Origin of the sequence: Kangiella shandongensis, from assembly GCF_020005365.1 — a bacterium.
GTDB lineage: Bacteria > Pseudomonadota > Gammaproteobacteria > Enterobacterales > Kangiellaceae > Kangiella > Kangiella shandongensis.
This window is the reverse complement of sequence record NZ_JACNML010000009.1, coordinates 96,421-122,379: the sequence shown is the minus strand read 5'-3', so window position 1 is coordinate 122,379 and position 25,959 is coordinate 96,421. Positions and strand designations below refer to the sequence as shown.

The 25,959-nt window shown below is 44.6% G+C and carries 24 protein-coding genes and 1 tRNA gene; 17 read left to right on the top strand and 8 right to left on the bottom strand.

Annotation, left to right across the window (positions count from 1 at the left end; genetic code table 11):
* The first annotated feature begins 229 nt into the window (after window positions 1-229).
* The 3 genes from H7708_RS10915 (at window position 230) to H7708_RS10905 (ending at window position 2,086) form a co-directional block, all read left to right on the top strand.
* Window positions 230-436: a cold-shock protein gene (locus H7708_RS10915; RefSeq protein WP_068991282.1), complete on the top strand. Its 207-nt coding sequence runs from the start codon at window positions 230-232 to the stop codon at window positions 434-436.
* Window positions 437-712: 276 nt separating this feature from the next.
* Window positions 713-1,120, top strand: a complete 408-nt coding sequence (locus H7708_RS10910; RefSeq protein ID WP_223670812.1) for a hypothetical protein — start codon at window positions 713-715, stop codon at window positions 1,118-1,120.
* A 111-nt stretch (window positions 1,121-1,231) separates the two neighbouring features.
* Window positions 1,232-2,086: a putative signal transducing protein gene (locus H7708_RS10905; RefSeq protein WP_223670811.1), complete on the top strand. Its 855-nt coding sequence runs from the start codon at window positions 1,232-1,234 to the stop codon at window positions 2,084-2,086.
* A gap of 43 nt (window positions 2,087-2,129) precedes the next feature.
* Here the strand turns inward: H7708_RS10905 and ald are convergent, their stop codons facing one another.
* Window positions 2,130-3,263 (bottom strand): alanine dehydrogenase, encoded by a 1,134-nt coding sequence (ald, locus tag H7708_RS10900; RefSeq protein WP_223670810.1) that lies wholly within the window; start codon window positions 3,261-3,263, stop codon window positions 2,130-2,132.
* 194 nt (window positions 3,264-3,457) lie between these two features.
* Between ald and lrp the strand changes: the two genes are divergently transcribed.
* From lrp to H7708_RS10860, 8 genes are all read left to right on the top strand, one after another.
* Entirely contained in the window at window positions 3,458-3,961 is a 504-nt protein-coding gene (lrp, locus tag H7708_RS10895) for a leucine-responsive transcriptional regulator Lrp (RefSeq protein ID WP_223670809.1), read from the top strand.
* Window positions 3,962-4,065: 104 nt separating this feature from the next.
* A complete protein-coding gene (locus tag H7708_RS10890; RefSeq protein WP_223670808.1) occupies window positions 4,066-6,429 on the top strand; it encodes a DNA translocase FtsK in 2,364 nt (787 codons plus the stop codon).
* Between the two features lie 355 nt (window positions 6,430-6,784).
* The gene (gene lolA / locus H7708_RS10885; RefSeq protein ID WP_223670807.1) at window positions 6,785-7,465 is read left to right on the top strand and encodes an outer membrane lipoprotein chaperone LolA; all 681 of its coding nucleotides are present in this window, start codon (window positions 6,785-6,787) and stop codon (window positions 7,463-7,465) included.
* Between the two features lie 12 nt (window positions 7,466-7,477).
* Window positions 7,478-8,815 (top strand): replication-associated recombination protein A, encoded by a 1,338-nt coding sequence (locus H7708_RS10880; RefSeq protein ID WP_223670806.1) that lies wholly within the window; start codon window positions 7,478-7,480, stop codon window positions 8,813-8,815.
* A 22-nt stretch (window positions 8,816-8,837) separates the two neighbouring features.
* The gene (locus H7708_RS10875; RefSeq protein WP_223670805.1) at window positions 8,838-9,221 is read left to right on the top strand and encodes a fluoride efflux transporter FluC; all 384 of its coding nucleotides are present in this window, start codon (window positions 8,838-8,840) and stop codon (window positions 9,219-9,221) included.
* A 25-nt stretch (window positions 9,222-9,246) separates the two neighbouring features.
* The gene (gene serS, locus H7708_RS10870) at window positions 9,247-10,515 is read left to right on the top strand and encodes a serine--tRNA ligase (RefSeq protein ID WP_223670804.1); all 1,269 of its coding nucleotides are present in this window, start codon (window positions 9,247-9,249) and stop codon (window positions 10,513-10,515) included.
* A 160-nt stretch (window positions 10,516-10,675) separates the two neighbouring features.
* Window positions 10,676-12,943: a mechanosensitive ion channel domain-containing protein gene (locus H7708_RS10865; protein WP_223670803.1), complete on the top strand. Its 2,268-nt coding sequence runs from the start codon at window positions 10,676-10,678 to the stop codon at window positions 12,941-12,943.
* Between the two features lie 7 nt (window positions 12,944-12,950).
* Complete coding sequence (locus H7708_RS10860; protein WP_223670802.1) at window positions 12,951-14,348, top strand: amidohydrolase family protein; 1,398 nt, start codon at window positions 12,951-12,953, stop codon at window positions 14,346-14,348.
* Window positions 14,349-14,391: 43 nt separating this feature from the next.
* Here the strand turns inward: H7708_RS10860 and H7708_RS10855 are convergent, their stop codons facing one another.
* Window positions 14,392-15,426, bottom strand: coding sequence for a 3-deoxy-7-phosphoheptulonate synthase (locus tag H7708_RS10855; protein WP_328798981.1), 1,035 nt, complete (start codon window positions 15,424-15,426; stop codon window positions 14,392-14,394).
* Between the two features lie 3 nt (window positions 15,427-15,429).
* Window positions 15,430-16,653, bottom strand: coding sequence for a prephenate dehydratase (gene pheA, locus H7708_RS10850; protein ID WP_223670801.1), 1,224 nt, complete (start codon window positions 16,651-16,653; stop codon window positions 15,430-15,432).
* Window positions 16,654-16,959: 306 nt separating this feature from the next.
* Here pheA and H7708_RS10845 point away from each other — a divergent pair, with 306 nt between their 5' ends.
* Window positions 16,960-17,454, top strand: coding sequence for a DUF2489 domain-containing protein (locus H7708_RS10845; RefSeq protein WP_223670800.1), 495 nt, complete (start codon window positions 16,960-16,962; stop codon window positions 17,452-17,454).
* Between the two features lie 10 nt (window positions 17,455-17,464).
* Here the strand turns inward: H7708_RS10845 and H7708_RS10840 are convergent.
* The 4 genes from H7708_RS10840 to cmoA form a co-directional block, all read right to left on the bottom strand.
* Window positions 17,465-17,541 (bottom strand) — tRNA-Arg (locus tag H7708_RS10840).
* A 142-nt stretch (window positions 17,542-17,683) separates the two neighbouring features.
* A complete protein-coding gene (locus H7708_RS10835) occupies window positions 17,684-18,376 on the bottom strand; it encodes a pseudouridine synthase (protein WP_223670799.1) in 693 nt (230 codons plus the stop codon).
* Window position 18,377: 1 nt separating this feature from the next.
* Window positions 18,378-19,373 (bottom strand): tRNA 5-methoxyuridine(34)/uridine 5-oxyacetic acid(34) synthase CmoB, encoded by a 996-nt coding sequence (gene cmoB, locus H7708_RS10830; RefSeq protein ID WP_223670798.1) that lies wholly within the window; start codon window positions 19,371-19,373, stop codon window positions 18,378-18,380.
* Window position 19,374: 1 nt separating this feature from the next.
* Window positions 19,375-20,103: a carboxy-S-adenosyl-L-methionine synthase CmoA gene (gene cmoA / locus H7708_RS10825; RefSeq protein WP_223670797.1), complete on the bottom strand. Its 729-nt coding sequence runs from the start codon at window positions 20,101-20,103 to the stop codon at window positions 19,375-19,377.
* An 85-nt stretch (window positions 20,104-20,188) separates the two neighbouring features.
* On the opposite strand from cmoA, the gene H7708_RS10820 reads away from it, so the two are divergent.
* The 3 genes from H7708_RS10820 to H7708_RS10810 all read left to right on the top strand — a co-directional run bounded on the left by H7708_RS10820 (window position 20,189) and on the right by H7708_RS10810 (window position 23,280).
* The gene (locus tag H7708_RS10820; RefSeq protein WP_223670796.1) at window positions 20,189-20,452 is read left to right on the top strand and encodes a chorismate mutase; all 264 of its coding nucleotides are present in this window, start codon (window positions 20,189-20,191) and stop codon (window positions 20,450-20,452) included.
* Window positions 20,453-20,726: 274 nt separating this feature from the next.
* On the top strand, window positions 20,727-22,796 hold the full coding sequence (locus H7708_RS10815) for a S9 family peptidase (RefSeq protein ID WP_223670795.1): 2,070 nt from the start codon (window positions 20,727-20,729) through the stop codon (window positions 22,794-22,796).
* Between the two features lie 79 nt (window positions 22,797-22,875).
* On the top strand, window positions 22,876-23,280 hold the full coding sequence (locus tag H7708_RS10810) for an ACT domain-containing protein (RefSeq protein ID WP_223670794.1): 405 nt from the start codon (window positions 22,876-22,878) through the stop codon (window positions 23,278-23,280).
* On the opposite strand, the gene H7708_RS10805 is transcribed toward H7708_RS10810, so the two are convergent.
* On the bottom strand, window positions 23,174-23,974 hold the full coding sequence (locus H7708_RS10805; RefSeq protein ID WP_223670793.1) for an esterase/lipase family protein: 801 nt from the start codon (window positions 23,972-23,974) through the stop codon (window positions 23,174-23,176). The two genes, H7708_RS10810 and H7708_RS10805, sit on opposite strands and share 107 nt — an antisense overlap.
* A gap of 181 nt (window positions 23,975-24,155) precedes the next feature.
* On the opposite strand from H7708_RS10805, the gene H7708_RS10800 reads away from it, so the two are divergent.
* Both H7708_RS10800 and megL read left to right on the top strand, forming a co-directional pair.
* Window positions 24,156-24,638: an Lrp/AsnC family transcriptional regulator gene (locus H7708_RS10800; protein ID WP_223670792.1), complete on the top strand. Its 483-nt coding sequence runs from the start codon at window positions 24,156-24,158 to the stop codon at window positions 24,636-24,638.
* Window positions 24,639-24,674: 36 nt separating this feature from the next.
* The gene (gene megL / locus H7708_RS10795) at window positions 24,675-25,886 is read left to right on the top strand and encodes a methionine gamma-lyase (RefSeq protein ID WP_223670791.1); all 1,212 of its coding nucleotides are present in this window, start codon (window positions 24,675-24,677) and stop codon (window positions 25,884-25,886) included.
* Window positions 25,887-25,959 lie beyond the last annotated feature (73 nt).

Genomic DNA, 25,959 nt, shown 5'->3' with positions numbered 1-25,959 from the left:
ATATAGTATTCTGTTTGCGCTGGTTAAAATAACAGCTATACAAGGATACATAAGTTCGATGCTACACCAAGCTGGTCTCTTGAGATCGCTTAATGTCGTACCCTCGCTATTTGTTATCTAAGTTAATGCCGTTTAGTTTTTATCTCAGTAGTACCGCTATCAATTTATCAATAGGTGATAATGCGATGGCAAACATTAATTTTTAAGCATTTAGCTTTGGAGAAATATTATGTCTAAAATCACTGGTACAGTTAAGTGGTTCAACGAGTCAAAAGGTTTTGGTTTCATCGAGCAGGAAGCGGGCGAAGACGTGTTTGTACACTACCGCGCGATTCAAGGTGACGGTTTCAAAACTTTAGCAGAAGGCCAGCAGGTTGAGTTCGATATCGAGCAAGGCCCTAAAGGCGCACAAGCTGCTAACGTAACTAAAGTATAATTTAATACTTTAAACGTTTTAAGAAAGCCGCTCTTTTGAGCGGCTTTTTTTATGGGCGATAGCATCTGATAACACTTTTACTGGTTCTGTGATTCCTTTTATGGAACTTATCCTCTCTTTACTGTAAAAATCTACTAATCGTCAGAGATTCTCTTTTCAGCATTACGCAGGTTGATTTGCTTTAATTTGTCCTTTCTGGACAGTCTCTTAAAATCCCATCAAAAGCTGCTGACTTCTGGCGTAAAGACAAGCTATAGACCAAACGGAGGAGGTGTTATGTCTATTACAAAAGCTTACTTTCCCAAACTAACACTAGGATGTTGTTTTGGTTTGCTTATGTTGATGGTTCCTTTTGCCCAGGCTCAGGATCTTGACGGGCAAACTTTCGAAGTTAAGATGCAGCCTAAAGGAACTGATAAATTAGTTGATAACAGACTGACTTTTAAATCAGGAACTTTCTTATCAGCGGTTTGTGTGCAGCATGGGTTTGCTCAATCAGATTACGTGTCTTATGAAAAAGACGGTGTTGTCCACTTTACGGTGGACGCAGAAAGCCCTGAAAAAGGTGATATGAAGTGGAAAGGGCAAATTGTTGATGGTCAGTTAGTAGCCGATGCTGTATGGCAAAAACCGGGTAAAGAAAAACCTGTTGAGTTCGTTATTAAAGGTGCTAGCAAAAAATAAGGACTAGTCACTGTCGTAAATAAAAAGCCGCTCAACGGAGTGGCTTTTTTTTTATGGCCGCCAACACCTTATAATCCTTCCTGACTGATAACAATGAAAAGGGATAGAACCATGAAAATCGCCTACCACGCGGACGATGCCATTGATGCGCAACTAATTGCCGATCTGCTTAATGATAACGATATATTTGCCCAGGTCAGAGGGGCGCACATGCAAGGAGCTGTGGGTGAAGCGGCAGCGATGGGGAATGTTAAAGTTTGGGTACATGATGAGGATTTTGAGAGAGGAAGGGAGCTAGTCGAAGACTGGGAAAGTGCGCAGATCATTGATGATTCTACTTCCGAATATAGGCAGATAGATATTTCTGCCTCAGGAAATAAGACCTTACGCTTCGTTAAAAATATAAGTTTATTTATCAGTGGGATTATTTTTGCACTAGCACTTCAAAAGTATTGGGGGCAAGGTTCTAGCTTTGGCAGCAGCATAAGTTATACAGATACAGGGCTGATTGAAAAACTGGATGCTAATTATGATGGGTTGGACGATCAGATTTATTATGTTGGTGATACCGGACTGGCTTCTGAGGTTCATTTGGATACAAACTTTGATGGCGAGATAGATGGAATAATAAAATATGATCGAAGGGGGTTAACTGATTCTGCTAAAGCAGATTATGATTTCGATGGAGTGTTTGAAACAAATGAAGAATATAGATACGGAGTTATTAGTAAAATAGAGTCTGATTTTGATCAAGATGGTTATTATGAAGTTACAAGCTTGTATAAGGCCGATGAAGGAGAAGAGAGGTACTTAAGCAAATCAAGTTTCGGCAGCCCTAAAAAGTATCAAAAGTTTGAAAAAGGTAGGTTGGTGTACGCGAAACTTGATCAGGATGGGGATGGTAAGTATGACGTTGAGTATTATTATGATGACGTTGAAGAAGTGAAGTCAAAGAATAAATTATAAAAAAGCCGCTCATTTGAGCGGCTTTTTCAGATAGATATACAGCTTATAGAGTATCGTAGCTGATATCTAAGGCAACCTTTGGATCAACATAGTCGAAACCAAGGTTTTCGGCTACAGAGCGTTCTGTAACCTGACCTTTATACACATTAAGACCGTTGAGAAGGTGAGGGTCTTTTGCCAATGCTTCTTTATAGCCTTTGTTAGCAATGTTGATAATAAAAGGCAGGGTCACATTGTTCAAGGCGAATGTTGAAGTCCGTGGTACGGCGCCCGGCATGTTAGCAACACAATAATGCACAACATCGTGCTTGATAAAGGTTGGGGCGTCGTGGGTTGTTGCGGTAGAGGTTTCAAAACAACCTCCTTGGTCGATTGCTACATCAACCAGCACTGCGCCTGGCTTCATTTTTTTAACCATTTCTTCGGTCACCAGTTTAGGAGCTGCTGCGCCGGGAATTAGGACGCCACCGATCACTAAATCGGCACTGGTAATTTCTTTTTCCAGAGACTCTTGGCTAGAGAACTCAGTTTCAACACGAGAGCCAAACTCAACATTGATACGGCGCAGCGCGTCAACATTGCGATCCAGAACTACCACGCGAGCACCCAGTCCCACTGCCATGCGGATAGCATTACTACCCACCACACCAGCGCCAATCACAACACACTTAGCAGGTGATACGCCAGGAACGCCACCGAGCAACATGCCCAAGCCGCCACGTGATTTTTCAAGGCACTGGGCGCCTGCCTGAATCGACATACGGCCCGCAACTTCAGACATGGGCGCTAATAGTGGTAATCCACCTTGTTTACCTGTCACGGTTTCATAGGCAATACAAACTGAGCCGGAATCTACCAAGTCTTGTGTTTGCGGCATGTCCGGAGCAAGATGCAGGTAAGTAAATAGAATCTGTCCTTCACGTAGACGCTTTCGCTCTTCGGCTAAAGGTTCTTTTACTTTCACAATCATGTCAGCTTTCGCGAAAACTTCTTCCGCAGTATCCAATACAATTGCGCCTGCAGCGATATAGTCATCATCACTGAAGCCAATACCAGCGCCAGCATTTGTTTCTACGACAACTTCGTGACCGTGAGCGATAACTTCACGCACACTGCCTGGAACCATACCTGCGCGGTACTCGTGATTCTTGATTTCTTTGGGTACACCGATCAACATAACTTTGCTCCAAATTGACGGTTTTGGGCTCGTTTGTACAGTATAATAAACAACCAATTATACAGTAAAAATCAGCCCTTTTGGGGTCAGTAAAAATCGCTATTATAGTGTGCTTTATATAGTTTTATTTGCTGAAGTTTACCTTTTTATAGTATAAAGAACTATAAATGTTGTTTTTGTAGTGGATATGTTCTGTGAAAGTTAAAAGTGCTAGCAAACAAATCCTGGACCGAATTGACCGTCGGATCCTGCGAGAATTACAGGCTAATGGTCGGATCTCTAATGTTGAGTTGGCGAAGTTGGTCGGCTTGAGTGCGACTCCCTGTCTGGAGCGTGTCAGACGATTGGAGAATGACGGTTTTATTGAAGGCTATTTGGCAAAGTTAAACCCGAAGAAACTGTCCGCTTCGTTACTGGTTTTTGCCGAAATTCGTCTGATGCATACATCGCCCAACGTGTTTACCGAATTTAAACAGGCCATTTCCGATATCCCCGAAATACTGGAGTGTCACCTGGTTTCGGGCGAGTTTGATTATCTGCTTAAAGCGAGGGTCGGGGATATGCAGGAATATCGTAAGTTACTCGGGGAGACGCTTCTGACATTACCGGGTGTTAATTCCTCGCGTTCTTATATGGTGATGGAGGAAGTCAAAGAAACCAGTATCTTACCGGTCGCAGAAAAAGTGGCGATGGGTTAGCGAATTAGTGCTAATCTAGTGATACTGATAGCGTTTTTGTGCATCGTGCTTGAGATAGTTGAAAGTTCAATTAGAATGGTAGCGGAGAAGAATAGGATACAATTTTGAGCAAAACTAAAACAAAACAAGCGGCAACTAAAAAGAAAGATACCCAGTTAGACTCTAAAGCAATTTTGCGTAAGCGCTTAAGCGAGGGCGGAATGATCATCCTCGTTACCATTGCTTTGTTTTTATTACTGGCGCTGTTGAGCTATAACCCGAACGATCCTGGCTCTTTCACCAACGGTAGTGGTGCGCCTGTACAAAATGCTGCTGGCACAGGAGGGGCCTGGTTTGCGGATTTCTTCCTCCACCTGTTTGGCTATCTTGCCTACTTGATTCCTGTGGTGGTGGCCTACTTTGGTTATCTGTTATACGCCGAACGGAATGATGAGATTCAACACCCCAAGAGCTTCTGGTTGATTAAGAGCGCTGGTTTGCTAATAGCGGTTATTGCAGGGGCGGGGCTGCTTTATCAGCACTTTGGCGATCGCTGTATTGCAGGTGTCGAACTGTGTCATCAGCAGTCTGAGATAGTCTATTTCTCCGGAGGTATCCTGGGCAAAGCCATTGTTGGCGTTATGGTTGGTTCCTTGGGCTTGTATGGCGCTACGTTGATTCTATTGGCGCTGTTCCTGTCCGGCGTGACCTTATTTACCGGTATTTCATGGCTCAAGATTATGGATTCAGTTGGTACTTGGACCATTGACACGTTTAGTAAAATTTTGGACTGGTATCAGTCGTTTAAAGAGCGTAAGCAGGAAGAAAAAGAAGTTAAGCAGGTGGTGGTAAAGCGCAAAGAAGCGATCAAGCAGGATAAGGTCAAGCGCGAAACCAAAAAGCCAGTTAAGATTGAGCCTAAAGTTGCTGCGATTCCGCCAAGCCCGAAAGTTGAGAAGAAAACTCGCCAGAAGCCGCTTTTTGAAGGGGCGGGAGAAGGCCCTTTACCAAGAATGGAACTGTTAGACGAGCCTGAACCGCCGAAAAATCATTATTCGGAAGACTCCCTTGAAGCCATGTCCCGACTGGTCGAGATCAAGCTGAAAGATTTTAACGTTGATGCCCAGGTGATGGAAGTGCACCCGGGGCCAGTGATTACGCGTTTTGAACTGGAGTTAGCACCGGGGGTAAAAGTCAGCAAAATCTCAAACTTAGCGAAAGATTTAGCTCGCTCGCTATCTACGATTTCGGTGCGTGTAGTAGAAGTGATACCGGGCAAGACGTACATCGGTATCGAAATCCCCAATGAAACGCGTGAAATTGTGCGTTTGCGAGAAGTGTTGGCCTGCGATGAATTCGAAAAGTCGAAGTCACCACTGAGTATGGCTTTGGGTAAAGATATTGCCGGTCATCCAATAATCGTGAATATGGCTAAAATGCCGCACTTATTGGTTGCCGGTACGACTGGTTCGGGCAAATCGGTTGGTGTTAATGCCATGATCATCAGTATGCTCTATAAGTCTTCACCAGAAGATCTGCGTATGATCATGATTGACCCTAAAATGCTTGAATTGAGTGTTTATGAGGGAATCCCGCATCTTTTATGTGAAGTAGTAACCGATATGAAAGATGCAGCTAATGCACTACGTTGGTCGGTTGGGGAGATGGAGCGCCGGTATCGCTTAATGTCAGCATTAGGTGTACGGAATTTGTCGGGTTTTAATAAAAAGGTGAAGGACGCCATTAAAGCGGGTGAACCCATAAAAGATCCATTATGGCAACCGACTGATGGTTTAGAGGAAGAGCCGCCAACATTAGATAAACTGCCATCGATAGTGATCGTTATTGATGAGCTGGCCGATATGATGATGATTGTCGGTAAGAAAGTTGAGGAGCTGATTGCTCGGATCGCGCAAAAAGCCCGGGCGGCGGGTATTCACTTAATTCTGGCGACACAAAGACCTTCGGTTGATGTGATAACTGGCTTGATTAAAGCGAACATTCCGTCGCGTATTGGTTTTCAGGTATCCTCCAAAATTGATTCTCGCACTGTGCTCGACCAAACAGGTGCGGAGCAACTGCTAGGCATGGGAGATATGCTTTACTTACCCGGAGGAAGCAATATTCCAACCCGTGTGCACGGTGCTTTTGTCGACGATGACGAAGTGCATCGTGTGGTTGAGGACTGGAAGCAACGTGGTGAACCGGATTATATTGAAGAAGTAATCAGTGGTACCAGTGAAGTACCGGTACCGGGCATGCCGGGTATGGACGGAGAGGATAGCGAACAGGATGAACTGTTCGATCAGGCGGTTGCCATTGTTACAGAAACGCGCCGTGCCTCGATTTCAGGTATTCAACGCCGCTTAAAGATTGGTTATAACCGTGCTGCTCGTATGGTTGAAGCGATGGAAGCTGCGGGGATTGTGTCTGAAATGGGGAGTAATGGGGCTCGGGAGGTTTTAGCGCCGCCACCCCCCAAAGACTAGATGTTGAGCTAGCTTACTTGTAGCTGCTTTGTTAAAAGATATTTTCTGTGCTCATTTACTCTTGGTAAACTGCACGAGAAAAATATCTTTTGCCTCGTATCTACTTCGCCGCTGACGCTCAAGGCTAGAAGAACAAGATTGTGACAAAATAAAGAGCGCGGGGTCTTGGCCTCACCACTGACGCTGAATAGTCGTTAGTCTCCAATTATAGGATGGGTTAACGTAATCCATCGTTGGTAAAGCGAGGCATATGATAAAACTGGCTCTTCTAATCCATACAGTCAGATATTAAGTCCAAATTCAGTCTATGGGCTGTATAACGGTAGTTAGTTAAGTACAGCCGAAAGGTATTGTTATGAAGTTTTTATTTGAACAAGCGACAAAAATCATCATCTTATGTGTCTCTGTAGTATTTAGCAGCATGAATGCTTATGCTGACGCTGCACATAAGTTAGAAGAGAAATTAACCAATATTAATAGTTATAAGGCGGATTTTAGCCAAGAGATTCGCGATGAGTTTAACTCGGTGCTTGATTCATCTTCAGGTTACTTTGAATTACAGCGTCCAAAACAGTTTCGCTGGGTTGTAACTGACCCTTATGAACAGGAACTTGTTGCAGACGGTCAAAACCTCTGGCAGTTTGACCGTGACATTGAGCAAATTAACGTTTCCGGTTTGGAGAAAAGTTTAGAAACTACCCCTGCTGCAATCTTGACTAAAGAAAAAGTGGAGATCGTTGATAAGTACAATGTGGCAGAAATAGACACTGATCAAGACGATGTCAGTTTATTTCAACTGAGCTCTCGCAACGAAGAAGCATTATTTGAGCGCCTGATGATAGAGTTTAAGGGCGATGAGCTGGTGGCATTGAAAGTCAGCGATAATTTAGGCCAAACCACGCTTATTGAGTTCAATAATGTGAGCCTTGAGCCAGACTTTGGTGATGAGTATTTCAAGTTCGTTGCCCCGGAAGATGTAGACGTTATTGATAATCGTGAAAAAGTGGCGGACAATGTTTCTCAAGAAGCGTTGTAACCAAGATATTGAATGAGTCAACAAAACCAACTGTTTGAAGATTCCCAAGTTTACGTACCGTTGGCCGACAGGATGCGGCCACAACAGCTCGAAGAGTATGTTGGTCAGGAACATCTGTTAGCCAGCGGTAAGCCGTTATATCAGGCGATTGAAGCGCAAAAGCCGTTCTCCATGATTTTCTGGGGCCCTCCAGGTACCGGGAAAACAACGTTGGCACGTCTCATTGCTAACACCTCTAATGCCCACTTCATTACTATCTCGGCAGTCCTCGCTGGCGTGAAAGATATTCGGGCGGCCGTAGAAGAAGCTAAACAATATCAAGCACAGGGCAAGCAAACCCTTTTATTCGTCGATGAGGTGCATCGATTTAATAAGGCGCAGCAGGATGCCTTTTTGCCCTACGTAGAGAACGGAACAGTTACTTTTATCGGCGCCACTACAGAAAACCCTTCATTTGAACTGAACAACGCACTACTATCGCGAGCCCGGGTTTTTGTATTAAAGGACCTTTCAGAGCAAGCTTTACGAGAATTAATAAAAAGAGCCATTAAAGACTGTGATAAAGGTTTGGGGGCCCTGAATTTAACGATAGAAGAAGATGCCGTTGAAATCTTAGTCCAGGCATCTGACGGCGATGGCAGGCGCTTATTAAATTTTCTTGAGCTAGCATCTGAACTGGCTTTGGCTGAAAACGATCAGGCTCCAGTCATCAACAATAAGGTTCTTGAGGAAACCTTAACTCAGTCTTTACGTCGTTTTGATAAGGGTGGTGAGCATTTTTACGATCAGATTTCAGCCCTGCATAAGTCTGTTCGTGGTAGTGATCCTAACGCTGCGCTCTATTGGTATTGTCGGATGCTGGATGGTGGTTGTGATCCACTGTATGTAGCCCGAAGAGTCGTTAGAATGGCCAGTGAGGATATTGGTAACGCTGATCCTCGAGGCCTTGCGCTGGCATTAAACGCATGGGACGTACAGGAACGTTTAGGCAGTCCAGAGGGAGAGCTCACCATTGCCCAGGCTATTCTGTATTTGGCTTGTGCACCCAAGAGTAATGCTGTTTATAAGGCCTATAATCATGCGCGTAAGGAAGTCAGTAATGAACCGACTTATGACGTACCGATGCACATTCGTAATGCACCAACCACTCTTATGAAGGAGCTGGATTATGGGCAGGGCTACCGTTATGATCATGACGAGCCAGATGCTTTTTCAGCAGGGCAAACTTACTTCCCTGAAGAGAAGGAGCCTGTAAATTATTACCAGCCAGTCGAGCGCGGGTTAGAGAAAAAGATTGCGCAGAAAATGCAGTGGCTACAACAACGAACTGATGAAGCCAATAAACGATAACGTGACAATAGTGGGACATTGAATGAATTTGGCAGTAATAGGGGCTATTGGAGCCGGAGGTGCCTTAGGTGCTGTTATACGATTTAAGATTCGCCACCTGTCGGAGTGGATGCTTGGTGAACAATTTCTTTATGGCACCCTGATAGCTAATATCCTAGGTTGTTTTCTGGCAGGCTTTCTGATTAATTACTGGGAAGGCAGCGATGCATCTGTGGCCGTTAAAGACGGTGTGATTATTGGTTTTCTCGGTGCCTTAACGACATTTTCCACCTTCTCATTAGAGACTTTGTATTTGCTGGAGCAGCAGGTATGGCTTAAGGCCGGCATGAATATTCTTGGAAATTTACTACTTTGCCTGCTTTTCGTGTTTGTCGGCGCCTGGCTTGGTGGTAGAATGTCGGGCTAATTGTCCACTAAACCTATAAAAAGTAATGCTTGATCCAAAATTATTACGTAATGACATTGACGCTGTAGCGGCCAACTTAGCCAAACGAGGCTTTGAGTTGGATGTTGCGACTTATCAAAAACTGGAAGATGAACGTAAAACTATCCAAGTTGAAACTCAGGAGTTACAAAGTAAGCGTAACTCGAGTTCTAAATCAATTGGACAAGCAAAGGCACGTGGCGAGGATATCCAACCTCTACTGGATGAAGTCGCCGACTTAGGAAAAAAACTGGATGCAGCTAAAGAACGCTTGAATGAAGTGATGGTTCAGCTGGACGATATGCTATACGGCATTCCGAATTTACTGGATGAATCGGTTCCAGTCGGTAAAGATGAAGACGAAAACGTTGAGATTCGTCGCTGGGGTACGCCAAAAGAGTTTAGTTTCGAGCCGAAAGACCATGTTGAAATCGGTGAAAACCTGGGAGGCATTGATTTTGCCAGCGCCGCCAAGATTTCAGCGAGTCGTTTTGTGGTTAAGAAGGGTGTCGTAGCTAGACTGCACAGAGCCTTGATTCAATTTATGTTGGACTTACATGGAAAGGAGCATGGTTATGAAGAAATATATGTTCCTTACATGGTCAATGCCGAAAGTTTAATGGGGACAGGGCAGCTTCCAAAATTTGAAGAAGACCTGTTTAAGGCCCAGGGCAAAAACCAGGATGGTAAGCAGCTTTACATGATCCCAACCGCAGAGGTCCCAGTGACCAATATGGTTCGTGATGAAATCATCGAGGTGGAGCAGTTACCACTGAAGTTCACCGCCCATACTCCATGCTTTCGCAGCGAAGCCGGTTCTTATGGTCGTGATGTTCGTGGCTTGATTCGATTGCATCAGTTTGAAAAGGTTGAGCTGGTTCATATGACCAAGCCTGAAGACTCGATGCAGGCACTTGAAGAGCTGGTTGGGCACGCCGAGAAGGTGCTTCAACTACTCGATTTGCCATACCGCGTGGTTAACCTGTGTTCGGGTGATATTGGTTTTGGTGCGACTAAAACTTACGACATCGAAGTCTGGTTACCGAGTCAGGATACCTATCGTGAAATTTCATCGTGCAGTAACACGGGAGATTTTCAGGCTCGTCGTATGCAGGCGCGCTGGAGAAACCCGGAAACAGGTAAACCAGAATTACTTCATACATTAAATGGTTCGGGCCTGGCTGTTGGTCGTACACTCGTTGCTATTTTGGAAAACTATCAGAAAGAGGATGGCACGATAGATATTCCTGAGGCTCTGAAGCCATATATGAATTAGTTTTAAAAAGCTGCTTTTTAGCAGCTTTTTTTATGGCTGTAGATTATAGCCGTTGAGTTTTGACAACTTTTTATGGAATAGCATCGACTGCCGCTGGTCTAGTGGTACACTATTTATACTGTAGTCATAATGTAGGTTAAGGGAGCGTAAACTGACCGCTATGAAGAACATATTGCCCAATAAGCTATTGTTGCTGCTAGGAGTCCTATTGTCATTGGGGATTAACCCTGTTTATTCAGCAAGCGGCAGCGATCCATTAAACTTACTGGGACAGAAAGAGCAAAGTGACGAGCCGGAGCTGCCAAATATTCGGGATATGAGTAGCCGCTGGTGGAACCAGTATGCAGAGTTGGAAGAAGCCAAAGCGTTCGAAACCTACTTTATCAAGTTCGTTGACAAATTGGAGCAGGCGGTACAGCAGGTTGAAAGCGAGCGCAAAGATACATTGTTAGAGCGGGTTGCCATTATTCGTAATCTCTCCCAGGAATACAAAAAGCTGCGTTATAAAACCAAGGATGATTACAGTGTTCCTCAGGCTTTTGTTTTAAAAGAGCAATACAGCGTTGATGAGTTTCTAGAAATTAATCAGTTAAGGCGGCAAATAGACTTCCTACGCGACCAGACGTTGGATGAAGTTGAACGCGTCACTCAGAGCATTCAACAGACTACCAATACCATTGATATCCTGAAAGTGTCTTACCTTAATAGTGAGGAGGGCAGTATTGAGCAGCTGGCGGTGGTTCTTAACTGGGTCAACAGCCAACTGAGCAAAGCCATCGAAAGCCAGTTACTGGAAAATTTAGAACGACGTGAAGACAGCCTCAGAGCTGAACTTGATACCATTATAAGCAGTCTTGAAACCGCCAAAGAAAGGATTCTATTTGAACCTTTCCCTGATGACAGAAGGGGGCGTCTGCAAGAGCAAAAGACCGAGCTGGAAGATGAACTTAAGCAGCTGAACTTGAAGTTGAGTCGCGATATTTCTGAAACCAGTATTGGTTTTACCAGCTACGAGATATTAAAGCTGGATCTTTCCTTAACACTTCTGGCCTACCGTGATGTTCTATTAAATCTGCAACGAGCGACTGAACAGGACAAGTTAGCTGAAATATCAAAGCTCGAATCGCCGGTAATGGCGGATATTGATGAAGTGCGAGAGGTGATCACTCAGTCTGAAGAAGCCATTCGACTTGCGGAAGAAGAAATTGATAAAGCCGAAGCGTTGGCACGCGATACGTTACTGTCGTCTGATATCAATCTGCAGCAACAAAGCACCGGTGATAGCCAGAATCTCTTGAAGTTATCAGAGGAGCGCCGCAAGAAGGCTCAGCAGTTGTTGAAGTCGATGTCTGACGTGCGTGCCAGCATCAGTGATAACCAGCTGCTGTTATCAATATTAAAAGATATAGAAGATATTCAACAGTCGGGTCTGAATAAGACCTGGGATTCTGTAAAAGAGTTTACTGGACAGGTGTGGGATAAAACCGTTGCTTTGGTAAACCGGCCTTTGTTCAGTATTAATGAGCGGCCAATAACTCTGCTACCGCTTATTCAGTTATTTTTTATTATTTTAATAGGTTACTTGGTTTCAAAGCTGGTTAATTTCTTAGTGCACCGGTTTGAGAAGAAGCATGAAATTAAAAATAATTCATCGCTTTATCTATTGCACAGACTAATCCACTATTTAATTATTTTTATTGCGGCGGTTGCTGGCTTTAGTGCGCTTGGACTTAACCTCAGTAATATCACCTTAATTGCTGGTGCTCTATCGGTTGGTATCGGTTTTGGTCTACAGAATCTGGTCAGTAACTTTGTTTCCGGTTTAACCATTATGTTCGAAAAGACGCTCAAGGTTGGCGATTACATTGAGCTTGAAGATGGTACGACAGGTCAGGTTAAAGAGATTAAAACCCGTAGCACACGAATTAATACGAACGATAATATTGATGTCATCATTCCGAACTCCTATATGGTGACTAATATCGTTACCAACTGGACGCTTAAAGAATCGACGCGTCGCGTTAAGATTCCATTTGGCGTTGCTTATGGAACCGATAAGGAAATTGTTAAAAAAGCGGCTATCGAGGCCGCCAATAACGTGCAGTACACTTTAAGAAACGTTCCGGGAAAAGAACCCGATGTGTGGTTGACAGAGTTTGGCGATAACAGTGTCAACTTCCTGTTGCTGGTCTGGGTTGCGCACTATGGAGTCCGGCGGCCAACGCGTATACAAAGTATTTACATGTGGGAGCTGGATACTGCTTTAAATAAATATGGAATTGAGATCCCATTCCCACAAAGAGATGTCCATCTAAATGTGGTTAAAGAAGAGGATAAACATTCTTTGCCCTTACAGTCTGTGACAGGGGAGTCGTTGCCTTTAGATGAGGACGCAGAAACTGAAGATAATGAATCAAAAAAGAAATGAGGTGTTTATGTCTCGATATCTAGTGGTTGTATTAGCAGCTTTACTAAGTCTCGTAAGCTTCAAAAGTTCTGCTAATGAATTAAAAGCTTTTGTCGGTGGTATGTTGGTTGATGGAACTGGTGGTAAAGTCATCCATGACAGCGTTATTTTGGTCAAAGGTGAGCGAATTGTTGCTGTTGGTACAGAGTCGAGTCTAGATGTACCGAACGAGTACCAGATGGTATCTACCGAAGGTATGACTGTCATGCCGGGTTTGTGGGATATGCATGTTCACTTGATGATCAATGGGCACTCAGATTATAAGCACTGGGATAAAGCTTATATTGATAAACTTGGCACGGAAATCATGCCTGCTTCAGCCGAACAACTGTTGTTGGCGGGCGTGACTAGCGCAAGGGATTTAGGGGCGCCGCTGGAGGAGTCTCAAACTATAAAAGCAAAGATTCAGTCTGGTGAGTTAAGTGGGCCCCGAATGTTTATGTCTGGTCCATTTATTCAGCATAAACCATACCCTGGTACGGAGGCTTTTCGATGGGGCGTGGACAACGAAAGAGATGCAAGGCGTAAGGTGCGTAAGTTAAAAGATGCCGGGATGGATGTGGTAAAACTTATCGACCATGATGTGATGCCTATAGAGCATGCTAAAGCTGTGGTCGATGAGGCTCATAAGCTGGACATGAAGGTTGTGGGTCATTCCCATAAGCCGGATGAAATCCGAGTTGGCTTGAAAATTGGTATTGATAACTTTGAACATACCGGCTTAACCACCGCGCCTGAGTATCCAGAAGATATTATGGAGCAGCTCAAGGAAAGAACGGCCAAAGGTAGAATCAGTGGTGGCCCCTTGTATTGGACGCCGACCGTAGAAGGGCTATGGAATTACGAATATATTAGAGAAAATTCTGAAGCGTTGGATAATGCCTGTTGGAAGCGAGGGTTAAGCAAAGAGACGATTCTGGATATAAAGCAATCCATTCAACATCCTGAGCGACTCGGTTATATGCAGTTGACTCCAAAACGTAAACCCACGCTTAAGACCAAATTTAATCAGCTGAGAGAGTCCGGTGCTATATTACTAGTCGGAACGGATAGTGGTATTCCGATGAAGTTTCACTGTCAGTCAACCTGGAATGAGCTGGATGTCTGGGTTAGAGAATTTGATGTGCCGGTAATGGAAGCGATTCAGGCAGCAACCTATTGGCCCGCCAAATTCATGGGAGTTGATAAGGACGTGGGAACCATCGTTCCTGGTAAGTACGCAGACATTATTGCCGTCAAAGGTGATGTATTGAAGTATATAAACTTGCTACAACGAGTGGACTTGGTGGTGAAGGGAGGTGTTATTTATAAACAGGATGGTAAGCCGCAGGAGCAGAACCTAACCCGCAAGTTTCCTCGCCTATAGGCTATTGAAAGGGTGCAGCCCGCATAAATCGTGCGGGCTGATATTACAGTAAAGAACCTAATAGCTTTTCAGTTGTTTCCCAATCGATACAGCTGTCTGTAATAGACACTCCATATTCTAAATTATCTGATAGTGACTGATTCCCAGCTTTTAAGTGGCTCTCTAGCATGATCCCTTTAAGCGCACTATTACCACTCTTGATTTGTGCGGCAACACTTTCTGCTACTGCTGGTTGTTTTGTGTGATCTTTACCGGAGTTACCGTGGCTGGCATCGACAATGATTTTCGGTGTAATCTTTGATTGCTCCAGTTCCGCGATACACTCTGCAATACTGCCTACATCGTAGTTCGGGTGCTTTCCACCTCGAAGGATGATGTGGGCATCAGGATTACCCTTAGTCCGAAGTAGCGCTGTACTGCCGCTATTATCAATACCAATGAAAGTATGCTCTGATTGCGCACTGATAATGGCATTGACTGCAGCGGTGAGCGAACCGTCAGTACTGTTTTTAAAGCCGACTGGCATAGAAAGTCCGGAAGCCATTTCACGGTGAGTCTGCGATTCCGTGGTTCTGGCACCGATAGCTGACCAGCTGATGAGATCGGCAATGTATTGAGGTGTCACCGGATCCAGCGCTTCGGTCGCAGCCGGTAAACCTAAGTCGGCTAACCATGCCAAAAACTCTCGAGCTTTTCTCAAACCAGAATTCATATCGTTGCTGCCATCCAGGTTGGGGTCATTAATTAACCCTTTCCAACCAATGTTGGTTCTAGGCTTTTCAAAATAGCAACGCATCACGATGTAGATCTTATCGGCCAACTTATCATGCAGAGCCTTTAAGCGCTCAGCATACTCCTTAGCGCTGCTAATATCATGGACAGAGCAGGGACCAACGATGGCTAATAAACGGTTATCTTTTCCGTTCAAGATATTTTTTATCGTTTGTCGGCCCGAGAGCACTGTGTTTGCCGCATTATGTGATAACGGGATATCCTGCTTTAATGATTCTGGCGTCGCTAATAAATCCAGCCGTTGTATATTAATATTTTCAATTGTTTGTATCGAAGACGTCATCATGATTTACCTTTGGATCGAATCAAATTCATTGCTGAGCGCATGGTTGTCGAGTTTTGTCGCTAAAATATCATGCAAAGGATAGCTACCAAGAATAGTGACCTCTGATGCTGTTTGTTTGAGTTCCATAAGCGCTTTTTCAATTACCAAATCATTGGAGTTGCCTTCGAAGTCAATATAAAACAATTCCTGCCAAGGCTTGGTCGGAATAGGGCGTGACTCCAGCTTGGTCATATTAATGCCATGGCTTTTGAAAACCTGTAAGCAGTCCAGCAGAGCACCTGGCTTTTGTGGCGTCTGCAACGTGACTGTGGTTTTAGCTGGCACGGCTGATGGAACCGTGATTCCTTGTTTGGAAATCAACAAAAAGCGTGTGTAGTTTTCCTGGTAATTGTTAATACCGTAACGCAAAACTTTCAGGCCAGAGTTTTCAGCAGCCTGTTCACTGGCTATAGCACCAATACTGGGGTTTTGATATTCAGCAACGAGCTTCAGTGCTGAGCTCGAACTACTGCGGTAATGACCCGTTATATGCGGATGTTGAGTGAAAAAGTCTTTGCATTGAGCGATAGCCTGTGGGTGTGAGTAAACATCCTTTAACGTTTCAATACTGGCATCCTGTGTCGCCACCAGACAGTGTTTTACCTTAAGCTTTTCTTCGCCAACGATGCTTAGTTTGTGGTGCATTAACAGATCGTAGACCTCAGTAATGTTACCTGAGGTGGTATTTTCGATTGGTACTATGCCTAATTCTGCCTGGCCCTCCTCAATGGCTTTGAAAATTGCCATGAAACTGGGGCAGTGAAGCGGTTCGAAGGAGCGCTTTTTGGTTGCAAAATGGTGTTGAGCGGCCAAATGACTGTAAGAATCTGGCCCGCCTAATACGGCAAGCGATATTGGTTCCAACGACTCGGGAGGTTGATTTTCAAGAAAATAGTCGTACTGAGAACGTACTGAGTCCTCAATAATATTATGGAACAGGCTCAAGGTAACGCTTGGCTCGATACCCAGGGCTTGACCTTTTTGAGTCAGGTTCGTCAGCAAGTTTTTCTCCTGAGCCTGATCCCTGACTTTCCTGTTTGCCGTGAGCTTATTAGCCGCAACGGCTATGCTCAATTTACGGCGCTCGGCGAAGATCTTTAATAAGTCCTCATCAAGACGTCCTATGGAATGGCGTAAATTGTCTAACTGATTCGCCTCATCAGTGGTGGTGTTTGTATCTCTGGTCATAGTCAACTCTACATACTCTCTTAAAATAATCAGGCAAAAAAAAACCTCCCAGTTGGGAGGTTTTCTTGCGATGCTCAATTTTCTTTAGACGAACACAGCTCCTCCCAACGAATCTGGAGTAAAAAAGTAAAAATAAAATTGCTGTGCTACTATATTCATGACTTCGATACTACACTCAAGTTTTCAATTAAGTCAATGTTTAATTAGTTATAAGGCCAGGAACGCAGCAAAAATGGGCGTGGTTCTACTATAAAAGCCAGCAGAATACCGGTATCCTAGCGACAAGTATTACTAGTGACCTACTATATGACCATTTTTTACTATATCGCATCTTTTATAACACTTTGTCTGGCTGTTTATGCAACTTATCTGTTGGTTAAGTTAAGACAGCAAAAAAGAATAGTGAAATCTGCAGAATCCGATTTTGCTATAAAGCAGCAGGCTCAATTGAACTCTGTGATTGAAAGTATCGTTACCATTGCTAAAGGGATGCAGCAAGGACAGTGCCCGACGATTGAAGGATGTATTCGTCTTAAGGTATTAATTGATCAGCTACGGCTGGATGAAGACAGTCGTAAACCTTTTGCGATCTTCTATACCATTTATGATAAAACCGAACATATTCCAACACATCAGGCCTGGGTAGAATTAGAAAAGCGGCAGAAGATGGCCTTTACCCGAGATATGATGCTTTTGGAAAGCGAGTATCAGGAGGAAATTGATAAAGCCGTTGAGCATGCCGTAGAGCACTTTAAAGAAGTCGAGAAAAAGTCAAAGTTTGATTTAGGGAAGGCTATCTAGAATCAGTAAATGGCGCACCCGGCAGGAGTCGAACCTGCGGCCTTCGCCTCCGGAGGGCGACGCTCTATCCAACTGAGCTACGGGTGCGTAATTGATAATGTAACTTCTTTTTAATCTATCAGTTAACTGATAATTCTTGGAACTTCGTTCCGTCCAACTGTACCCCGTGGGGCAGACCCAGCTACGGGTGTCTAGTCAAGTGCGCGGTATTTTTACAATTCTTCCGATTTTAATCAAGCAAAAATGTACAAGGGGCTGATGCTGTTACTGGTTCTCCTGTTTTGGGGTGCTTAATTGTTAGACTCTCAGCGTGAAGTAAGAGCCTGGAAGCTTTCTTTTCGGAACCGTTTTTATGGTAAAGATTGCAACCGAGAATAGGGTGCCCCAGTTCAAAGCAGTGTAAACGCAGTTGATGGCTACGCCCAGTTATGGGGATTAGTTTCAGGCGTGTTCGTTGGTTTTCATGATCGCGCTCAAGAACCTTCCATTCGGTGACTGCTTTTTTTCCCTGTTCAAAGTCAATTTTTTGTTTGGGTCGGTTCGGCCAGTCGGCAATCATGGGTAGATCAATCACGCCTTCATCCTTTTCAACGATACCATCGACCATGGCGATGTAGTGTTTCTGAGTTTCACGATGCTCAAACTGGCGACTTATTTCTCGGTGAGCCATTTTGCTTAGGGCTACCACCATAATGCCTGACGTTGCCATATCGAGGCGGTGAACCACCGTCGCTGTTTTCGACTTGTGATGACTTTGTAAGCGGGTAATGAGGCAGTCTTTGTTCTCTTCACGACGGCCGGGGATGGTTAACAGGCCGGCAGGCTTTGCCACAAACAAAAAATGCTTATTGGGCTTGATAATGCGTACGGGAGCCGGACAAAACGGCACTACGTGATAACTTTCCTGGTTTGACTCAGCCATATTATTTCTTATTCTTACGCAGTGGTTTTTGGGCAATTATAAAGGCCCGCTTGGGAGCGGGGTAGCCTTCGATGGTTAGAGTCCTATCTTGCGGATCAAGGTAATCTTCCAGCGACTGAAATGTCATCCAGTCGGTTGCCCTTTGTTCTTCGGTACTGGTCGTTGAGACATTAGCAACTTGTACATCCTCCAGACCGCATTTTTTCATCCAGTTTTTGAGCATGCCTGTGGTTGGAATAAACCAGACATTATTCATCTGTGCATATCGGTCTTTAGGGATTAAGCATTGATCGTCTTCGCCGTCGATAACCAATGTTTCCAATACCAGTTCGCCACCTGGCTTAAGCAGGTTTTTCAGGTGGAGGATATGATCGATCGGTGAGCGGCGGTGATACAGTACACCCATCGAAAAAATTGTATCAAAACCCTGCTTGTCCAGATTTTGTGGCAAGTATTCAAGGCCAACTGGCAGGTAATGGATTGGGTATTGCTCCAAGTATTTTTGCATGACGGCAAACTGCATTAAAAACAATTGTGACGGGTCAATCCCTAGAACCAGTCTGGGGTTTTGCGCGGCCATGCGCCAGCAGTGGTAGCCGTTGCCACAGCCGACATCCAATACCATGCGATCGTCGAGTGGTGAAATATGATCTTTGATACGATCCCACTTCCAGTCTGAGCGCCATTCGGTATCAATATGCTGCCCAAATAAGTGATAAGGGCCTTTACGCCATGGGTGAAATTGTTTTAATAGCTGCTCCAGTTTTTGTTGCTCGCCATCTGTGAGCTGTTCTCGCGAGCCAATAGATACTTTATTTGTGATGTCTATGCTGTCCGGCTCGATGTCGGGGAGCTGCTTTAATAGCTCTATCCACTGGGTAATGTTGCCATGAGTATAGTCACCCATGCGTTTATGAACGGCGTTTTTAAAGTCATCAACCCACAGGTGTAAGCGGGTATTGGCTATAGCGTTGTAGGTATCACTGAAATTTATCATGCTATTTTACGGCAATTAACGAAGCGAAATTATAGTATTGGAACCAGGTGTCGTATTGGCTGAAGCCTGCTGATTTGAAGCGCTGGTAGTGCTGTTCGCGGGTATCGGGAATCAATACATTTTCCAGCGCAGCGCGCTTTTGTGCAATCTCCATATCACTGTAACCATTTTGTTTTTTAAAGTTATGGTGGATATCAATAATATTTTGATCGATTTCAGAAAACCCCATAGTGAGCTTTTCTGATAGTACCAGAGCTCCACCATCATTGAGTCCGCTGTAAATCTTATTGATGAGGTTTTGTCTCTGGTCGCGAGGTAAAAATTGCAGTGTAAAGTTCAGTACGACAAAACTGGCATTTTCAAATTCGATATCGTTGATATCGGCTTCCTGAACATCCACAGGCGTTTCAAAGTTATAGCCTGACTGGATTGACTGACAACGCTCGATCATGGCTTTTGAATTATCAACAGCCATGATCTGGCAATCGGGCACGGTAATTGCCTGACGAATTGCCAGAGTCGCAGCACCCAATGAGCAACCGAGATCGTAGATTCGGCTGTTCGGCTGGACGTATTTCTTTGCCAGCTGTCCGATACCATCGATAATAGTGGTATAGCCGGGTACAGATCGCTTGATCATGTCTGGAAAGACTTCAACTACTTTCTGATCGAAGCGAAAGGTATCGACCTGATCTAAGGGGTTCGCGTATATATCGTCTGTTTTACTCATGCTGTCATAATGGATTCAACATATTGAGCGTAATTCTACTATAATAAGAAAAGGTTACCATGATTTATTCGTCACAAGGGTAGATATGTATTCGGTAGATGCAGTTCGTGAGGAAATTGACCAGCTGGATGAGAAGCTCGTACAGTTAATTGAACAGAGAGCAGAGTTAGTGCAGTCATTGGTTGCGCATAAACGGGAGCAGGGGATGAGCGCTCGACAGCCTGAGAGAGAAAAAGCCATTGTCTCGGCGCTTTATCAAAAGCACGGAAACCATTTTACGTTTGCTGAGCTGGAGGCCATTTATCGGCCCATATTTGATGCGTGCGTTAGAATGCAGATAACGGATTGATAATAAAGAAAAAAGCCCCCAAAACGGGGGCTTAAAGTCGCGTCTCAAAATGAGAAGGAGATATTTTGAGATGCGAGCGTACGATTAGGGGGTAAATTAATCGTTACACTCAAGAAGTACTTTAAATGACACCTTTAAATTTGGCTACGAGCTAATTGTAACAGTTTGTAACAATCCTGATTTACATTTACCTGCACTATTCACGAGAACGTCTAGATCTAGTTCACATTTTCTAATATGCTAACCTCGAAATCCTAAAAACATAGAGATGACAATGAAAAAAATCCTGTTTTTCATAGGGTTGGCTGCAATTTCTTCAATGGCTTCGGTGAAAGCTCAAGCTGCTGAAGAAAAAGGCCTGACTCTAGAAGATATCGCTAAAATCGAGTCAGTTAACTCGGTCAATGTATCACCGGACGGCAAGTGGATTGCTTATACCCAGAGCAAGAAGCGCGAGCCATATGTTGATGATGATGGTCCTGCCTGGGCAGAGCTATACGTTAAGCCGGTTGGCGGTGAAGCAAAGCCGTTTATTACGGGCAAGGTGAATATTGGTTCAGTACACTGGTCGAAAGACAGCAAACGTATTTACTACATTGCCATGCGCAATGACGATACTTTTGCCGGTGTTTACAGTATCGCTGTTGACGGCGGTGAGTCGCAAAAAGTGGTCGGCATTAAAAACAATATCTTAAGTTATACTCTGAACAAGAAAGGCGATAAGTTAGTCTTTATTGCGTCAGAAGAGTTGCCAGAGCATACGGAAAAACTGGTCCAAAAAGGCTTCCAGGCGAAGGTGTATGAGGAAGACATCAATAACGTTCATGCCTGGTTATATCCTCTGAATAACGATGAAGCGGAGCCATCAAAGTTGGAAATTGAAGGCAGTGTTATCAGCGCAAAGTTCAGTCCAGTCAATGATCAGTTATTGGTTCAAACCTCGCCGACACCTTTAATTGATGATATTTACATGAAGAAGTCTCTTCAAGTTATTGATTTGGAAGGCAATGTTATTACTGGTTTCGACACAGAAGGTAAGCAGGGTAAGGCTATCTGGTCGACAGATGGTAAGCAGGTGGCTTTCTTAGGGGCTAATGATTACAACGACCCAACGGCTGGAGCTGTGTATGTGGGTAACGTTGGCGACGGCGAGATATATAAAAAAGTAAAGAACACCAATAGCCATGTGATGGATATTGCCTGGCATGATGATGATCTTATTTATATCGAGCATAAAGGCTTAGAGAGTCGAGTGGTCAAAACGGCTCTAAAACGCCGAATCGCCGATCGTGCTGTGATCGACTTTGGCAAGGGGATCCAGCGTAAACTGAGTGTGGCCAATAATGGCGCGCTTTATGTATTAGCCGATACAGCTCAGCACCCTCGGGAACTGTTTGCAGTAACGGCGGCTGGTATGAAGCGTTTGACTAATTCAAACCCTTGGTTGGATAAGGTTGCGCTTGCGAAACAGGAAGCGTTCGAATATGAAGCGCGCGATGGGCTTAAGTTGCAGGGCGTGCTGGTTTATCCGCTGGATTATGAAGAAGGCGAAAGCTACCCAATGGTGGCTTACATCCATGGTGGGCCTGAATCCCATCGTTCGAACGGCTGGAATACGAATTATGCATCGCCAATTCAGGCCATGTCAGCACAGGGTTACTTTGCCTTTATCCCGAACTATCGAGGGAGTACCGGGCGTGGCGATGAATTTGCCCGCTTAGATCAGCATGCTTACGCTGACCCTGAGTTTACCGATATCTTAGACGGTAAGTTAGCGCTTGTAGAAAAGGGTATGGTTGATAGCGATAAAGTTGGTATTACCGGTGGTTCTTATGGCGGTTACGCTACCGCCTGGTCAGCGACTAAGTTATCGGATCACTATGCCGCTGCGGTCATGTTTGTTGGTATTTCTAACCAGTTGTCCAAGTTCGGTACGACGGATATTCCAAACGAAATGCACGCAGTACACGCACGTGCATGGCCTTGGGATGATTATCAGTGGATGCTTGAAACCAGCCCTATCTATCACGTAAAAAATGCAAAAACGCCATTGTTGATTATGCACGGCGACTCGGATACTCGAGTTCACCCATCACAGTCAATGGAGTTATATCGCTACGTTAAAACGTTAGGCCAGGCTCCCGTACGCCTGGTGCTGTATCCCGGAGAGGGGCATGGTAACCGTAAAGCCGCCGGCCAGTATGACTATTCATTGCGTATGCAACGCTGGATGAATCACTACCTGAAAGGTGAGGGTGGCGAGCCGCCGGTTTATGATCTTAAGCACGAGAAAAAGCTGGAAGAAATCAGTGAGGCAACTGAGTCTGATAAAGACGAAGCGTAATAAGAGCCTTGACTCGCTTAACTCAATCCCGCAACTTGTCAGGAGTTGCGGGATTTTTTTATATAATAGAGATGGTGGTATGAGTATTAATGATCTTTCGACTTTGCTATCCGATTTACAGCCTGAGCTGCATCAGGAGCTTTATGTTTTCTGTACGAGTAAGGCCGGTATTCCTCCGGGTGTCAAGCCGCTAGCAACGTTTCAGGAAGCCGAAGGGCTGAGTTTTGTTTGTACAGAGAAAGAGGCAAAGAACGTGGAACTGCAGTATGGGCAGGAGGAGGTTATGCGTCTTATTAGTTTAAATGTTTACTCCAGCTTAAGTGCGATCGGCATGACTGCCGCAATCAGTGACGTTTTAACACGGGCTGGTATCAGTGCTAACGTGGTGGCTGCTTATCATCATGATCATCTTTTTGTGCCTCAGGATAGGGCTGAGGAGGCGCTTTCTTTGTTGAGCCAGTTCGGGGATCGGCCGACTGTTTAGTGGCTTTGTTATCCTTAACGAAGTTAAACATGGAAATTTTCTGAGTGGGGCGATAAAAGTTACCGGTCGCTAAAAAGTTAGCAATGTGGTTTTTAACGCTGGCCTTATTCATGATAAATGTATGACCATGAGGGACCTGTATCATTTGTTTCATTTCGGGCAGTTGAGCACCATTGACAGAGACCTTACCGTCATGGGGGTGCTCGAAAGCATGGTTGAACCAGGGATCGGATGAGCGAGTGCCGGCAATGATGCCTACCTCGGTTTTGAGAGGTTTTAGTTCTTTAAGGAGCGGGTTATTATTTTGGTATAGTTGTTGTCCAGGTATCCCGGTTATCCACTTATACCAGAAGTGTTTTCGGTAACGCTCGGCAACCTCTGAGCCCTGATTGGGCGGGGAAAGCATAACAATGCGCCCCAGTTTTTTCATCTGGTGGTTGGATAAGAAATATCGTACCAGTAGCCCCCCCAGACTATGAGTTACAAAGTGGACGGTGGAGATGGATTCGTGCGAGATATTAGCCAGCGCTGAGTTGATATAGTGTACGGCAGAGCGCTCAACGTTGGCCACCGTTGAGGGGTAACTGCGGTTGTAGGTTACATAGCCCTTGGCTTTTAAAAAAACCTCTAGCTTTCTCATTGAGCGATGCGATCGCCCCATGCCATGAATAAGTATAACTGCTTCTTTTTTCAATAAATTCCTGCTTCTGAACAGTGCCACTGGTCTAATCTCAGTGTATCAGCTTGCATTTATTCGTTAAAGGACTGTTATATATTCTTTATATGAAATATTATTTCTTTAAATCATGATTTGCTTTGTATTATTCGTGTTTGTATTGTATGTGTTTAATATTGTTCATTGGTATGAGGATTAGATGATAAAATCGTCGGACGATAAGCTTGATGCTGTTGATAAGAAAATTCTGAATCAGCTGCAGCAGGAAGGAAGGCTAAGTAACTCGGAGCTGGCAAAGCGGGTCAATTTATCGCCGCCAGCAACCCACGCGCGGGTAAAGCGCTTAGAGCAGGACGGCTTTATACAGCAGTATGCCGCCTTGGTAGATCGGCACCGTTTGGGGTTTGATAACCTCTGTTTTGTCGAGTTCAGTCTTCAACTGCACAGCTCAGAACAAATTCAAACAGTATTGGCGACAGTGAAATCATGGCCTGAAGTATTGGAGTGTCACAATGTGACCGGCGAGTATGATTATTTACTCAAGGTAGCCGTTCGCAATACTCAGTCGCTGGAAAGCTTTGTCTCCGAGAAAATGATCCCCCTGGAAGGGGTGGCTCGAATTCATACCAGCTTGGTGCTTAAAGAAGTCAAGACAACCACGGCAATCATACTCGAAGACTAAGCTTTAATTTTTTGAATTAAGTGAGGTTACGTTAGTATGGCATCATCAAAGAATAACCATTTTAATCATCTTGAAACCCGAGCGATCCACGCTGGCCGGGTTGGGGATCCAAGCTTTGGTTCATTAGCCACCCCCATCCACCAAACATCGACATTTATTTTCGATAATGTTCAGCAGGGTTCTAACCGTTTTGCGGGTGAGGAGCAAGGTTATATCTACAGCCGTCTTGGTAATCCTACCGTTCGTGAGCTGGAGCAGAAAATGGCGGCTTTAGAGAATACGGAAGATGCTGCTGCGTTTGGCTCTGGAATGGGCGCGGTTTCAGCGACTTTATTAGCTAATCTGAAGCAGGGCGATCACCTGGTTGCTTCATCGGCTTTGTACGGTTGCAGCTTTGCCTTAATCAACCATAAGTTTGCCGATTTTGGTATTGAAGTTACCTTCGTCGATATTACGGACGAAAAAGAAGTTGAAGCAGCCATTCAGGACAATACCAAGCTGATCTATTTTGAAACACCGATTAATCCAAATCTGGTATGTGCAGATATGGCGGCTATTAGTCAGATTGCTAAAAAGCATGAGCTGTTAACCGTCATGGATAACACCTTCATGTCTCCGGTACTGCAACAAGCCAGCGAGTTTGGTATGGATTTGATCATTCACAGTGCAACTAAATACCTGAATGGTCATGGTGATGTGATTGGCGGTATCGTGTGCGGCACTTCTGAACAGATCGAACATATTAAGATGACTACGCAGAAGGATATGGGGGCGACCATGAGCCCGAACGATGCCTGGTTGATTTGTCGTGGTTTGAAAACGCTTTCGGTACGCGTTGAGCGGCACTGTGATAATGCTGAAAAGCTGGCTGACTATCTTGATACGCATTCTGATATCGAACAGGTTTACTACCCAGGCCTTAAGGGGCATCCTGCAAACCATTTAATAGGTAGTCAGATGAAACGCGCTGGCGGCGTGATTGCATTTGAAGTTGCTGGTGGTTTCGACGATGCGGTGCGCTTTATGAATCATCTTGAGCTTTGTCATATTGCCGTCAGTTTAGGCGACGCAGAAACTTTGATACAGCACCCAGCGTCAATGACGCATTCAACTTATACTCCTGAGGAGCGTGCCGCGGCAGGGATCAGCGAAACCTTGATTCGCATTTCGGTTGGGCTCGAGCACCCTGACGACATTATTGGGGATATTGAGCAGGCCCTGAACAAAATGAAAATCAGAGTCGCTTAATTAAGATATCAGTAATCTGAACAACAAAAAGCCCAGCATTAAGCTGGGCTTTTTAGTTTAGAGCTTAGTGTAA

Bases quoted from the DNA above. Each gene is read 5' to 3' on its own strand.
- H7708_RS10860 (WP_223670802.1), top strand. From the start codon at position 12,951: ATGTCTCGATATCTAGTGGTTGTATTAGCAGCTTTACTAAGTCTCGTA.
- megL (WP_223670791.1), top strand. From the start codon at position 24,675: ATGGCATCATCAAAGAATAACCATTTTAATCATCTTGAAACCCGAGCG.
- H7708_RS10905 (WP_223670811.1), top strand. From the start codon at position 1,232: ATGAAAATCGCCTACCACGCGGACGATGCCATTGATGCGCAACTAATT.
- H7708_RS10855 (WP_328798981.1), bottom strand. From the start codon at position 15,426: ATGATGACGTCTTCGATACAAACAATTGAAAATATTAATATACAACGG.
- H7708_RS10845 (WP_223670800.1), top strand. From the start codon at position 16,960: ATGACCATTTTTTACTATATCGCATCTTTTATAACACTTTGTCTGGCT.
- H7708_RS10835 (WP_223670799.1), bottom strand. From the start codon at position 18,376: ATGGCTGAGTCAAACCAGGAAAGTTATCACGTAGTGCCGTTTTGTCCG.
- pheA (WP_223670801.1), bottom strand. From the start codon at position 16,653: ATGACCAGAGATACAAACACCACCACTGATGAGGCGAATCAGTTAGAC.
- H7708_RS10875 (WP_223670805.1), top strand. From the start codon at position 8,838: ATGAATTTGGCAGTAATAGGGGCTATTGGAGCCGGAGGTGCCTTAGGT.
- H7708_RS10810 (WP_223670794.1), top strand. From the start codon at position 22,876: ATGAGTATTAATGATCTTTCGACTTTGCTATCCGATTTACAGCCTGAG.
- cmoA (WP_223670797.1), bottom strand. From the start codon at position 20,103: ATGAGTAAAACAGACGATATATACGCGAACCCCTTAGATCAGGTCGAT.
- ald (WP_223670810.1), bottom strand. From the start codon at position 3,263: ATGTTGATCGGTGTACCCAAAGAAATCAAGAATCACGAGTACCGCGCA.
- H7708_RS10820 (WP_223670796.1), top strand. From the start codon at position 20,189: ATGTATTCGGTAGATGCAGTTCGTGAGGAAATTGACCAGCTGGATGAG.
- serS (WP_223670804.1), top strand. From the start codon at position 9,247: ATGCTTGATCCAAAATTATTACGTAATGACATTGACGCTGTAGCGGCC.
- cmoB (WP_223670798.1), bottom strand. From the start codon at position 19,373: ATGATAAATTTCAGTGATACCTACAACGCTATAGCCAATACCCGCTTA.
- H7708_RS10865 (WP_223670803.1), top strand. From the start codon at position 10,676: ATGAAGAACATATTGCCCAATAAGCTATTGTTGCTGCTAGGAGTCCTA.
- H7708_RS10800 (WP_223670792.1), top strand. From the start codon at position 24,156: ATGATAAAATCGTCGGACGATAAGCTTGATGCTGTTGATAAGAAAATT.
- H7708_RS10910 (WP_223670812.1), top strand. From the start codon at position 713: ATGTCTATTACAAAAGCTTACTTTCCCAAACTAACACTAGGATGTTGT.
- H7708_RS10815 (WP_223670795.1), top strand. From the start codon at position 20,727: ATGAAAAAAATCCTGTTTTTCATAGGGTTGGCTGCAATTTCTTCAATG.
- H7708_RS10915 (WP_068991282.1), top strand. From the start codon at position 230: ATGTCTAAAATCACTGGTACAGTTAAGTGGTTCAACGAGTCAAAAGGT.
- lolA (WP_223670807.1), top strand. From the start codon at position 6,785: ATGAAGTTTTTATTTGAACAAGCGACAAAAATCATCATCTTATGTGTC.
- H7708_RS10880 (WP_223670806.1), top strand. From the start codon at position 7,478: ATGAGTCAACAAAACCAACTGTTTGAAGATTCCCAAGTTTACGTACCG.